Here is a 12,677-nt window from a genome sequence, read left to right on the forward strand (position 1 = left end):
AAAAATCTTATACATTCGTTTTATTCTCCCATTTTTTTCTTTCCGTAATGTAATAAATGATTGGTACAACAATTAAAGTAAGTATTGTTGAAACGATGGCTCCAAATACTAACGAAATTGCTAATCCTTGGAAAATCGGATCGAATAAAATGATTACAGCACCAATTACAACAGCTCCGGTTGTTAACAAAATTGGTGTAGTTCTAACTGCTCCAGCTTCAATAATAGCTTGTTTTAATAGAATTCCGTCATTCAGTCGGATTTCGATAAAGTCGATGAGTAAGACGGAGTTTCGAACCATTACTCCTGCTAAAGCAATCATTCCAATAAAAGATGTTGCGGTAAAATAAGCACCTAACAACCAATGTCCGAATACAATTCCGACTAAAGATAATGGGATGGCTGTCATCATAACTATTGGTGTCTTAAAGTTTTGAAACCAACCCACAATCAACATATAAATAATCACAATTACCACTGCAAATGCTAAACCTAAATCACGGAAAACTTCTAATGTAATTTGCCATTCTCCATCCCATTTCACGGTGAAATCACTTTCGTCGGATGGTTGTTCCATGTATAATTCGTTGACTTTGTAGCCTTTTGGCAATTTCATCTTTTGCAATTCTTCGTTCATTCCCAAAATAGCATATACCGGACTTTCTAATGTTCCTGCCATATCAGCTGTTACATAAACTACGCGTTTTTGGTCTTTTCTGTAAATTGTTTTCTGCAAAGTATCAGCAACCACTTTAACCAAATCAGAAACTGGAACAACATTGCCTTGACTTCCTTTAATTTTTAAATTCTGAATATCTTGCAACGATGTTTTGTCTTTGTCGTCAAGAGACAATACTATTCCAACGCTATTATTAGAATTTTCGTCATACAAATTAGAAACCGGATATTCTTTCAATAAATAAGTCAAGTTTCCAACAACTTGTTGCGGAGCAATTCCGTTAAGCATTGCTTTTTCTTTGTCGACTTCCAATCGATATTCGATTTGATTGTCTTCGGTCATCCAATCGACATCAACAATATCTGAGGTTTTTTCTAAAATACCTTTTACTTGATTGGCAACTGCAATTTGATCTTTATAATTTGGACCATAAATCTCAGCAACCAATGTTGATAATACTGGTGGTCCTGGTGGAACTTCGATAATTTTGACATTCGCACCATATTTTTTTGCAATCTTTTGCACTTCTGGACGAACAATTTTAGCAATATCATGACTTTGTAAATCACGGTCTTCTTTGTGCAATAAATTTACTTGAATATCCGCCATATTGCTTCCGCCACGCAAATCGTAATGACGAACCAAACCATTGAATGTGATAGGTGCAGAAGTTCCGATGTAATTCTGATAATCCACAACTTCTGGAATTGTGGTAAGATATTGAGCAATTTCTTGCGTAACTGCTGCCGTTCTTTCTAATGTAGTTCCTTCGGGCATATCAACTACCACTTGGAATTCGTTTTTGTTATCAAAAGGTAGCATTTTTACCAAAACGGATTTGGTAAAAAACATCAAAACTGAACCTGCTAACAAAACAACCGTAATTCCCAACATCACTCTACGTTTGGTAGAGTTTTCTAAAAACGGACGTTCGAATTTGTTGTAAACTCTATAAATCCAAGAGGTTTCTAATCCTTGTTCGGCTTTGTGTTCTTGATCTTCTTTTTCGTGTAATAAATGATACCCCAAATAAGGCGTAACCGTTAAAGCTACAAACAACGAAAGTAACATCGCAATAGAAGCACCAATAGGCATCGGACTCATATAAGGTCCCATCATTCCTGACACAAAAGCCATTGGAAGAATCGCTGCAATTACTGTAAACGTTGCTAAAATCGTTGGATTTCCTACTTCATTTATCGCAAAAATAGCAGCTTGTTTGAAAGGCAATCGTTTCATTTTGAAATGGCGGTGCATATTTTCGGCTATGATGATACTGTCATCTACCACAATTCCAACCACGAAAACTAAGGCAAAAAGGGTGATTCTGTTCAATGTATATCCTAACATGTAGTAAGCAAATAGTGTCAAGGCAAACGTTAAAGGCACAGAAAAGAACACTACTAATCCACCACGCCAACCCATAGCTAGCATTACTAAAAGGGTTACGGCAACAATAGCAACTCCCAAATGCATTAGTAATTCACCAACTTTATGTGAAGCTGTTTCTCCGTAATTTCTGGAAACCTCAACATGCACATCATTTGTGATTAACGTTTTCTTTAAACCTTCAATTTTTTCAAGGATTTTGTCTGCAATTTTCATCGCGTCTGCTCCTTTTACTTTTCCTACTGAAATCGTAACGGCTGGATATTCTGATTTGTTTTGGGAATATTTTTCATTGGCTTTTCCGTATCCAAAAGACACATAACTTCTTGGAGTTGCTGGTCCATCTTGAATTTTAGCAACTTGTTTTAAATAGACAGGCATATTGGCATTTACACCAACTACCAAATTCTCGACATCTTCTGAAGTGGAAAGAAATTGTCCTGTTGTAAGCAAATATTCTTTATCATTTGAAACAAAACTTCCCGATTGTGAACTACCATTATTGGCTTGAATCATTTGCATAACAACCAAAGCATCCACACCATTTTCGGCCATTTTATCTTTGTCTAAAACTACTTTTAGCTCACGCGTTCTTCCACCAATTTCTTTGGTAATGGCAACATCTTTTACTTTTTCTATTTCAGACGTAACTTCTTCCGCAATTTGACGAATTTCAAAATCGTTTAATGTTTCGCTCCAAAGTGTCAATCCCAACATTGGAACATCATCAATAGAACGTGTTTTCACCATAGGTTTGTAAACGCCTTTTGGGAACATGTTTTCGTTTTTCATTAACTCGTCGTATAATTTTACATACGAGCGTTCGGAATCTTCGTCTACATAAAACTGCACAATAATCATGGCTTGACCATTCATCGCCATACTATGCAAATGTTCCACTCCTTTGATGTTTGATAGTACTTTTTCGAGTGGTTTAATCACTCTACTTTCCACTTCTGCTGGACTTGCTCCTGGATAACCAATCATAACATCGGCCATGGGAACATTGATTTGAGGTTCTTCTTCGCGAGGAATTAAGAACGAACTATATACGCCAATTATCATCAAACCTACCATCAATAAAATGGTTAATTTAGAGTTGATGAAAAAGTGGGCTATTTTTCCTGATATACCTTCTTGCATTTTTTTTTGTTTAAAGTTTAAGGTTTAAAAGTTTAAAGTTGTTTTCTATCTAAACTTAAAAACTGCGACCGATTACTGAATACTTACCAAAGCTCCGTTATACAATTTCCCTTCTGCTGAAACGATGTATTGCTCGTTAGCCGATAATCCTGATAATACTTCTACTTGATTTCCGAATGATTTTCCGGTTCTTATCCATCTTAAAATGGCTGTTTTTTCGCCAGCTATGGTGTAAATTCCTGTTAGTTGTCCTTGTTTTACCAAAGCACTTTCTGGTACCATAACTTTATCTGATTTTATTGTTGTTTCTGTTTTAGGTTTGTTGGCAATTGGAAATTGAACATTAACAAACATTCCTGATAAAATGGCTTTATCGGTTGTATTCAATGTTATTTTTACCAAATATTGTCCGCCTGTATTTTTAGCTGAACCACTTACTTCAGAAACTTTTCCTGCTAGTTCTTTGTTGATTGATTTTACTAAAACTTTAACTGGCATTCCGTTAGTAATTTGAGCAATATCACTTTCAGAAACCATAGCGGTTACTTGCATTCTTGAAACACCTTCCACGCTAACTAAAGGCATTCCTGGATTGGCCATATCGCCTTCTTTAACAAACGTATTGGTAACTTCTCCTGAAAATGGAGCGGTAATATTAGAATAAGAAAACTGTGCCATTACTTCGTTTTTCATTTGTTTGGCGCCTTCTAAACCAGCTTTAGCCATTTCATATCGCGAAATCATATCGTCTAATTCTTTTTGAGAAGCACTTTGCTGATTGAATAAAGCTGTAAATCTTTCGTAATCTTTTTTAGCATTATTGAAAGCTGCAGTTGCTTGTAGAATTAAAGCATCAACTTGTGCTTTTTTGGCTTTTAAGTCGGTGTTGTTTACACTTACTAAAAGTTGTCCTGCTCCTACTTTTTGTCCCACTTTTACGTGAACTTTAGTAACATAACCCATCATTCTAGTCGACACATTGGCACTGTTTTCAGCTTCAATTTTTCCGCTTGCGGTTATAAATGGCGCATTTGAATCGGCTGAAATTCCGCTTACTTGAACTGCAATGGCTGGTTCGTTATTGGTTGCTTCTTTCTTGTCTTTTCCACATGAAAGGAATAAGATAGTTGAAAGGATTAAGATTGCTATTGTTTTTTTCATTTTTATGTTTTTTTTATTTGGAACACAGATTGAAGAAATTATAATAATTTTAAAAATTTCTCTGATTTCCCTAATCTGTGTTGCTTTAATTATTTAGTTAAAAATTGCAAATACTGCTTAGTGAAATTATATTCGAAAACTGATTGTAAATGCTCCAATTCTTTTTGGAACATTTGGGTTTCAGATTGTAGTAAATCGATTGTTTTTTCTAATCCCTGTACGAAACGATTTTGTCGAATTCTATAAGCTTCCTGTGATTGTTCAAAAGCTAATTGTGAAAGATTGACTTTATTTTCAGCATCTTTTAGCTGACGATTAGCTTTATTTAATTCTAACTGGCTTTGTTTTTTATATTGTTCTGTTTCCACTTCAGATTTTTGATAATCGGCTTTGGCTTTTTGAAATTTTCCAATCGATTTATATCCATCAAAAACATTCCATGAAAATTGTGCACCAACTAAATATCCTTTGGCAGAAGTTCCTAAGAAATTTTTATCATATAACTCATAACTTCCAAATGCATTTAATCGTGGTAAAAAAGTCATTTTAGAAGATTGCATCATTTTAGCATAAGCATCAGTAGATTTTTTCATAGCTTGAATGTCTTTTCGGTTATCTGACAAGGCAACTTTCATTTCTTCAACCGAAATTACATTTTCCAATTCTTCAGTAGGTTTGTAGATTTTACCATTAGTATCTTCATTCAATAGAAAAGCTAAATAATCGGAAGCATTTTGCACATTACTTTTAGCATACTGCAATTGATTTTCGATTTCGTTTACACGAACTTGAACGTTCAACAAATCGGTTTTTTGCAACATGCCTTGTGTAAAATAATTCTCAACTAATTTCAAATTGGCATTTCCTGTTGTATTGGCATTTTCTAAAACCTTTACTGCTTTATAAGCCAATTGAAGTTGCATATAAGCCTTAAAAAATTCTAATTCCAAATATTCTTTGGTACGTTCGGTTTGCAATTGAAAAGCTTCCATTTTTGCTTTGGCTGCTTGTCTTCCATACCAACCGTCAACGTTTATCAAAGGCTGCTGTATTTCAACTTTTGTGGCAAAATTTTGAATTGCTTTTGGGTCATTTAATAAGGTCGGATTAAAATCAGCTTGGGTTAAAATTTCCTGATTCAATTTGGAACCAAAAGCCATTAACGGATTAGTTGTAGAAATTCCGGTATGCGACACATTGATATTGGGTAGAAATAAGGCATTAGATTGATTGTAATCTGCCTTTGCCGATTGATATGCTTTCTCGGCAATTTTGATCTGCAAATTCTTTTCGGAAATTCTTTGCATCAAATCACTTTTGGAAATTGACAAAGTATCTTGACTGAAACCAAAAAGCGAAAACAAAAATACTCCTGAAAAAATGATACTACTTATTCTCTTCATAACTGTTTATTCTGAATTATGAAGCAAAAGTAGAAACGTAAAAAGTGCTGTACAGTTACAAATGTTACAGAGAGATTTTTGAGCAAAAAAAACGTCCCGAAAAATTCGAGACGTTTATAATTTTAAGAAGAAATCAATTATGCTTTTTTCTCTTCAGCTTTTTTAGAAGCGCAACAACCTGCTTTTTTCTCTTTGCTACATTCTTTTTTATCTTCTGTAGTAGTTGATTTTTCGGTTTTTGCTTTTTTCTTTTTGTCTTTTGTTGGCTCAGATGCATTAGCATTTACTGAAAACAAGAATGCCGCAATAGCAAACATTGAAACGATTTTTTTCATCTTTTATAATTTTTAGTATTAATAATCAATTTTTTAGTAAATCAAATTTATATTTTATTTTGAATGATTGTTATTATTTAACATTAATTTCTGCTTAATTTATGATTTTAATGTTGAAGGACAAACAAAATTGGTTCTTTTAATTCCTGTATTTTTAATCGCTGCATAACCGCCTTTTACATCAATTACATTATGATAACCTCTTGATTTCAAGATTGATGCTGCAATTACAGAACGATAACCTCCAGCACAATGGATATAAAAATCATCTTCTTTTGGGAATTCCGCTAAATGTTCATTGATAAAATCCAAAGGCGTTGAAGGAACATTTTCAATGTGTTCGGCTTCATATTCACCTGGTTTTCTCACATCAAAAACCAAAGCTTCGTTTTTCATTTTCTCTTCTAATTCTGAAGCTGTTACACTATTTAAAGTATCATATTCCAAACCAGAATTTTTCCAAGCGTCAAATCCGCCAGCCAAAAATCCTAGGGTATTGTCATATCCAACCCGCGATAAACGAGTTATTGTTTCTTCTTCGCGACCTTCGGGAGTTACTAAAAGAATAGGTTGTTTATAATCTAAAATCAAAGCACCAACCCAAGGTGCAAATTGTCCGTCAATGCCAATAAAAATAGATTTCGGGATATGTCCTTTTGAAAAATCATCTTGATGACGAACATCTAAAATTAAAGCATCGGTTTCATTGGCAACGGCTTCGAAAGTTTTGGCATCAAATGCTTTGGCTTCCGAAATAATATCTTCTACATTTTGATAACCTTCTTTATTCAACTTCACATTCATCGGAAAATAAGCTGGCGGTGGCAATAATCCATCGGTAACTTCTTTGATGAATTCTTCTCGTGTCATATCAGCTCGCAAAGCATAATTGGTTGCTTTTTGGTCGCCAATACTTCCAACGGTTTCTTTGCTTAGATTTTTTCCACAAGCACTTCCTGCACCATGCGCTGGATAAACGATAACATCATCTGCCAAAGTCATTACTTTGGAACGCAAGCTGTCAAACAGAATTCCAGCCAATTGTTCTTGAGTCATGTCGGCCGCTTTTTGAGCCAAATCTGGACGACCAACATCGCCTAAAAACAACGTATCACCACTAAACAAAGCGAAATCTTTTCCTTCTTTATCTTTTAACAAATAGCAAGAACTTTCCATGGTATGTCCAGGTGTATGAAGACAAGTGATGGTAATTTCTCCCAATTGAAAAACTTCGCCATCTTTTGCAATATATGCTTCAAATGACGGATTAGCATTTGGACCATAAATAATTGTTGCACCAGTTTTTTCCGCTAATGTCACATGTCCCGAAACAAAATCGGCGTGAAAATGGGTTTCAAAAATGTATTTGATTTTGCTGTTGTTTGCCGTTGCTTTATCCACATATTGTTGTACTTCACGCAGCGGATCGATGATTGCCACTTCGCCATTGCTTTCAATATAATAAGCACCTTGCGCTAAACAACCGGTATATATTTGTTCGATTTTCATAATTATCTTAATTTATAAAACAAAGTTAACTCAATTTGAATTGTCAAAATGTGACAAATGTTACTTTTAGTATTTTTTTAGGAAAAAAATAATTCTTTAGAGATAATGTAAATTCCCATCAATAGCACAAACCAACCAAAAGAAGTTTTCAATTTTTCTCCGGAAACTTTTTTGGAAAGAAATCCGCCAATCAAAACTCCAATAATTGAACAAGCTGTGAATATCAAAATGAGTTTCCAATCTAATTTTTGTGTTCCAATATCACCTAAAAAACCTAATAACGATTGAATAGCTACAATAAAAAGCGACGTTCCAACTGCTATTTTCATTGGTGTTTTTGCCATAAAAAGTAATGCCGGAATAATTAAAAATCCGCCACCAGCACCAACAAATCCGGCAACTAACCCAATAAAAAGTCCTTGAAGAAATATTCCAAGATAGTTTAATTTATCATCGTCAGTAGTGATTTTTTCTTTTACTGGTTTTATCATTCTTATGGATGCGAACATCATTACAATAGCAAAAACCACCATAATTAAAACCGATTTTTTCAGCGTAAAAAAAGAAGTCGAAAAAATGATTTCAGGAATATTTGGCACGATAAATTTTCGGGTAATAAAAACTGCTAAAACCGTTGGAACACCAAATAAAACCACCTTTTTAAAATCAACTAATTTTTCTTTTGCTTTTTGAATTCCACCAAACAAAGCAGATGTTCCAACCACAAATAAAGAATAAGCAGTTGCCAAAATAGGTTCGATTTTCATTACATAAACCAATATCGGAACGGACAAAATAGAACCACCGCTTCCAATTAAACCTAAAGTAATTCCAACAAAAACCGCTAAAATGTATCCAATGATTTGATTGATTTCCATTAGTATTTTGTATTTATCAATTCAATCGTTGCACGGTGAAGTTTAATTTTTCCTTCATTTTCGGCAGCTTTTAGCAATCTTGAAATTACTACTCGCGAAGTATGTAAATCATAAGCAATTTCCTGATGCGTTGCATTGATTTCTTTGGTATTATTGATTTTAGCTTTTTCTACAAGATAATTCAGCAATCGTTCATCCATATTCATAAATGCCAAATTATCTATTGCCGAAAGCATTTCTTTCAATCGGTTGTTATAACTATTGAAAACATAATTTCGCCACGATTTGTATTTTCCAAGCCATTCTTCCATGTTTTCCACCGGAATCATAATCACTTGTCCGTTGGTTTCGGCAACAGCTCGAATTTCACTTTTAGTATTTCCAAGGCAACACGCCATTGTCATAGCACAAGTATCGCCTTTTTCTATAAAATACAACAACAACTCGCCTTCATCAAAATCCTCTCTCAAAATTTTTATCGCACCAGAAATCAGCAAAGGCATTTTCTTTATATAATCACCAAAATCAATCAAAACATCGTGTTCTTTGAAATCTTTCAGCAATGAAACTCTGACGATATCATCAATTAATTTTTCCTCAAAAATGTATCCGTAAGTTTGTTGAAGCAGTTCTTTCATCTAAAAAAATTTTCGAAATGTAAATTTCTGTAAAAAAGTACAAAGAATGATTATTGATTGCTTAAAAAGAAAATATATTTTCAACTTTTTATAATAATTTTAATATTCGCAACGTTTATATTGTAGTAAATTGCACGCTAAATAGATATTAGAAACTATGGATAATATAAAAATACTTTGGGTTGATGATGAAATTGATTTGTTAAAACCACACATACTTTTTTTGGAGAAAAAAAACTATGAAGTTACAACTTGCAACAACGGTCGTGATGCTATTGATATTTTTGCCGAAAATAATTTTGACATCGTTTTTCTTGACGAAAACATGCCTGGAATGAGTGGTTTAGAAACTTTATCTGAAATGAAAGAGAAAAAATCGTCCACGCCGGTGATTATGATTACCAAAAGTGAGGAAGAATATATCATGGAAGAAGCCATTGGTTCTAAAATTGCCGATTATCTTATCAAACCAGTAAATCCGAACCAAATTTTGTTGAGTCTAAAGAAAAACTTAGACCATTCGAGATTAGTTTCAGAAAAAACAACCTTGGATTACCAAAAAGAATTCCGAAAAATTGCAATGGATATGACGATGGTTCGAACCTATGAAGATTGGGTTGAATTGTACAAAAAATTACTTTTTTGGGAATTGGAACTCGAAAACATCAACGATCAAAGCATGTTTGAAATTTTGGAAAGCCAAAAAGTAGAAGCCAATTTTCAATTTGGAAAATTCATCGAACGAAACTACGAAGATTGGTTCAATGCAAAAGCAGAGAAACCAATACAATCACATACTTTATTTAGAGAATTAGTTGTTCCTGAATTGGTTAAAAAAGACAAACCGGTACTCTTTGTAGTCATCGACAATCTCCGTTACGACCAATGGAAAGCCATGGAAAGTGTTGTTGCCAATCATTATAAACTGGAAAAAGAAGTTCCCTATTTTGCTATTTTGCCAACTGCAACACAATATGCACGAAACGCCATTTTTTCGGGATTATTACCTGCCGATATGGAAAAACAATTCCCGCAATATTGGAAAAATGACGTGGAAGAAGGCGGAAAAAATCTTTATGAAGCCGAATTTTTAACAGCTCATTTAAAACGTTTGGGCTTAAACATTAAGCAAGATTACTTTAAAATTACTAATCTATCCAGCGGAAAAAAATTAGCCGAAAACTTCAAAGGGCTAAAAGACAACAATTTAGTTACAGTAGTTTACAATTTTGTTGATATGCTTTCTCATGCTAAAACTGAAATGGATGTTGTAAAAGAATTAGCTTCAGATGATAAAGCATATCGTTCTTTGACTTTAAGTTGGTTTAAAAATTCTCCGCTTTTGGAAATTATTCAACAAGCGCAAAAATTGGGTTTCAAACTAATTATAACAACCGATCACGGAACAATTAACGTTAAAAATCCATCAAAAGTAATTGGAGACAAAAACACCAGCTTAAATTTACGCTACAAAACTGGAAGAAGTTTGACTTATGAAGACAAAGATGTTTATGCAGTAAAAGATCCAAAAAAAATCGGTTTACCAGCAATAAACATGAGTAGTTCTTATATTTTTGCAAAAAATGACTTGTTTTTGGCTTATGTCAACAACTATAACCATTATGTAAGTTACTATCGAAATACGTATCAACACGGCGGAATTTCATTGGAAGAAATGATAGTACCGTTTTTAGTTTTTAATCCGAAATAAAAAGTGATTAGTGAAGAGTGAAAAGTAAATAGTATATAGCAAAAAAAAGTTTTTACTTTTCACTATTTACTTTTCACTCTTCACTCTTCACTATTTACTAATTACTTAAAATATGGAAATAACATTTTCATTAGACGAAATACAACAAGTTGCGCAAAAAATAATTGCTGAAAATCCGCAAAAAGTTATTCTTTTTCACGGACAAATGGGCGCAGGAAAAACTACTTTAATCAAAGCTTTAGCAAAAGAACTTGGCGTTACCGATGCAACAAGTAGTCCAACTTTTTCTTTAGTCAATGAATACAAAACCGCTAATGGCGATTTGTTATATCATTTTGATGTGTATCGTTTAAAAAGTGAAAGCGAAGCTTTGGATTTTGGCATTGACGAATATTTATATTCTGGAAATTGGTGTTTTATTGAATGGTCAGAAAAAATTCCGAACTTATTACCTGATGATTATTCTGAAATCACCATAAAAATATCCGATAACGGCAATCGACACTTGATTTTTCAATAGTAAGATTGCGGTTGATTTTTGATTTTGACATTGAAATTGAAATTGAAATTGTTTTTTTCGTAATTTGTGCCATAATTGATTACAACAACAATGGCAAAAACACCTTTTACCAAAGAACAATTACTTCCACAGGAAGAAAAACTAGAAATCTATCGTCATAAAAGTGAGCTATTTATAGGAATTCCAAAAGAAACTTCCTATCAAGAAAGAAGAATTTGCTTGACTCCAGATGCTGTAAATTCTTTGGTTTCTCATGGTCATAAAGTAATGATTGAAGCTGGTGCAGGATTAAGTTCTAGTTATACTGATAAAGAATATAGCGATGCTGGTGCAGCAATTACTAATGATACCAAGAAAGTTTTTAGTTGCCCAATTATTCTAAAAGTTGAACCATTAACCATTGCAGAAATTGAAATGGTTGCTCAAAATGCCATTGTAATTTCGGCTATTCAATTAAAAACTCGTAAAAAAGAATACTTCGAATTATTATCCAAGAAAAAAGTTACCGCTTTGGCATTTGAATACATCAAAGACGAAGATGGTTCATATCCTGCGGTAAAATCGTTGAGCGAAATTGCCGGAACAGCTTCTATTTTAATTGCTGCTGAATTGATGATTAATAACGAATTTGGAAAAGGATTGCTATTAGGAAATATTACTGGCGTTCCACCTACTGATGTTGTTATTCTTGGCGCTGGAACGGTTGGCGAATTTGCTGCTAAAACCGCGCTTGGACTTGGCGCACATGTTAAAGTTTTTGATAATTCGATTACCAAATTAAGACGACTACAAAATAATTTGAACCAACGTATTTTCACTTCAACCATTCAACCAAAGTCACTTCTCAAAGCTTTACGAAGATGTGATGTTGCTATTGGTGCGATGCGCGGCAAAGATCGTTGTCCAGTTGTAGTTACTGAAACGATGGTGGAACACATGAAAAAAGGTGCTGTAATTGTTGATGTTAGTATCGATACTGGTGGATGTTTTGAAACTTCGGAAGTTACTACTCATGAATCGCCAACGTTTATAAAAAATAACGTAATTCATTATTGCGTTCCAAACATTCCTTCAAGATATTCTAAAACAGCTTCGCTTTCTATAAGCAATATCATTACGCCATATTTATTACAAATTGCCGAAGATGGCGGATTAGAAAGTGCTATTCGTTGCAACAAAGGTTTGAAAAATGGCGTTTATCTTTATCACGGAATTTTGACTAACAAAGCCATTGGCGATTGGTTCAATTTGCCAGATAACGATATTAATTTGATTGTTTTCTAATAATTCATTTCTTTTCACTCCGATTTC

General features: G+C 33.7%; 10 protein-coding genes. 3 read left to right on the forward strand and 7 right to left on the reverse strand.

The annotated features are described in order from the left end of the window. Nucleotides 1-7 precede the first annotated feature (7 nt). The 7 genes from G6042_RS07910 to G6042_RS07940 all read right to left on the reverse strand — a co-directional run bounded on the left by G6042_RS07910 (nt 8) and on the right by G6042_RS07940 (nt 9,135). A complete protein-coding gene (locus G6042_RS07910) occupies nt 8-3,211 on the reverse strand; it encodes an efflux RND transporter permease subunit (RefSeq protein ID WP_169523768.1) in 3,204 nt (1,067 codons plus the stop codon). A 72-nt stretch (nt 3,212-3,283) separates the two neighbouring features. After that, nucleotides 3,284-4,372: an efflux RND transporter periplasmic adaptor subunit gene (locus tag G6042_RS07915; RefSeq protein ID WP_169523769.1), complete on the reverse strand. Its 1,089-nt coding sequence runs from the start codon at nt 4,370-4,372 to the stop codon at nt 3,284-3,286. An 89-nt stretch (nt 4,373-4,461) separates the two neighbouring features. Next, nucleotides 4,462-5,775, reverse strand: coding sequence for a TolC family protein (locus tag G6042_RS07920; protein ID WP_169523770.1), 1,314 nt, complete (start codon nt 5,773-5,775; stop codon nt 4,462-4,464). A 137-nt stretch (nt 5,776-5,912) separates the two neighbouring features. Next, entirely contained in the window at nt 5,913-6,110 is a 198-nt protein-coding gene (locus G6042_RS07925) for a hypothetical protein (RefSeq protein WP_169523771.1), read from the reverse strand. A 99-nt stretch (nt 6,111-6,209) separates the two neighbouring features. Further along, on the reverse strand, nt 6,210-7,619 hold the full coding sequence (locus G6042_RS07930) for an MBL fold metallo-hydrolase (protein WP_169523772.1): 1,410 nt from the start codon (nt 7,617-7,619) through the stop codon (nt 6,210-6,212). A 77-nt stretch (nt 7,620-7,696) separates the two neighbouring features. After that, a complete protein-coding gene (locus G6042_RS07935) occupies nt 7,697-8,497 on the reverse strand; it encodes a sulfite exporter TauE/SafE family protein (protein WP_169523773.1) in 801 nt (266 codons plus the stop codon). Beyond that, nucleotides 8,497-9,135, reverse strand: coding sequence for a Crp/Fnr family transcriptional regulator (locus G6042_RS07940; RefSeq protein WP_169523774.1), 639 nt, complete (start codon nt 9,133-9,135; stop codon nt 8,497-8,499). Before G6042_RS07940 ends, G6042_RS07935 begins: the two co-directional genes overlap by 1 nt. A gap of 157 nt (nt 9,136-9,292) precedes the next feature. On the opposite strand from G6042_RS07940, the gene porX reads away from it, so the two are divergent. The 3 genes from porX (at nt 9,293) to G6042_RS07955 (ending at nt 12,650) form a co-directional block, all read left to right on the forward strand. Next, nucleotides 9,293-10,846 (forward strand): T9SS response regulator signal transducer PorX, encoded by a 1,554-nt coding sequence (gene porX, locus G6042_RS07945; protein ID WP_169523775.1) that lies wholly within the window; start codon nt 9,293-9,295, stop codon nt 10,844-10,846. 112 nt (nt 10,847-10,958) lie between these two features. Then, a complete protein-coding gene (tsaE, locus tag G6042_RS07950; protein ID WP_169523776.1) occupies nt 10,959-11,366 on the forward strand; it encodes a tRNA (adenosine(37)-N6)-threonylcarbamoyltransferase complex ATPase subunit type 1 TsaE in 408 nt (135 codons plus the stop codon). Between the two features lie 90 nt (nt 11,367-11,456). Beyond that, nucleotides 11,457-12,650 (forward strand): alanine dehydrogenase, encoded by a 1,194-nt coding sequence (locus G6042_RS07955; protein WP_169523777.1) that lies wholly within the window; start codon nt 11,457-11,459, stop codon nt 12,648-12,650. Nucleotides 12,651-12,677: the final 27 nt, after the last annotated feature.

Origin of the sequence: Flavobacterium solisilvae (genome assembly GCF_012911605.1) — a bacterium.
Classification (GTDB): domain Bacteria; phylum Bacteroidota; class Bacteroidia; order Flavobacteriales; family Flavobacteriaceae; genus Flavobacterium; species Flavobacterium solisilvae.

Coding starts and splice junctions, on each gene's coding strand:
- G6042_RS07910 (WP_169523768.1), bottom strand. CDS start 3,211: ATGCAAGAAGGTATATCAGGAAAAATAGCCCACTTTTTCATCAACTCT.
- G6042_RS07915 (WP_169523769.1), bottom strand. CDS start 4,372: ATGAAAAAAACAATAGCAATCTTAATCCTTTCAACTATCTTATTCCTT.
- G6042_RS07920 (WP_169523770.1), bottom strand. CDS start 5,775: ATGAAGAGAATAAGTAGTATCATTTTTTCAGGAGTATTTTTGTTTTCG.
- G6042_RS07925 (WP_169523771.1), bottom strand. CDS start 6,110: ATGAAAAAAATCGTTTCAATGTTTGCTATTGCGGCATTCTTGTTTTCA.
- G6042_RS07930 (WP_169523772.1), bottom strand. CDS start 7,619: ATGAAAATCGAACAAATATATACCGGTTGTTTAGCGCAAGGTGCTTAT.
- G6042_RS07935 (WP_169523773.1), bottom strand. CDS start 8,497: ATGGAAATCAATCAAATCATTGGATACATTTTAGCGGTTTTTGTTGGA.
- G6042_RS07940 (WP_169523774.1), bottom strand. CDS start 9,135: ATGAAAGAACTGCTTCAACAAACTTACGGATACATTTTTGAGGAAAAA.
- porX (WP_169523775.1), top strand. CDS start 9,293: ATGGATAATATAAAAATACTTTGGGTTGATGATGAAATTGATTTGTTA.
- tsaE (WP_169523776.1), top strand. CDS start 10,959: ATGGAAATAACATTTTCATTAGACGAAATACAACAAGTTGCGCAAAAA.
- G6042_RS07955 (WP_169523777.1), top strand. CDS start 11,457: ATGGCAAAAACACCTTTTACCAAAGAACAATTACTTCCACAGGAAGAA.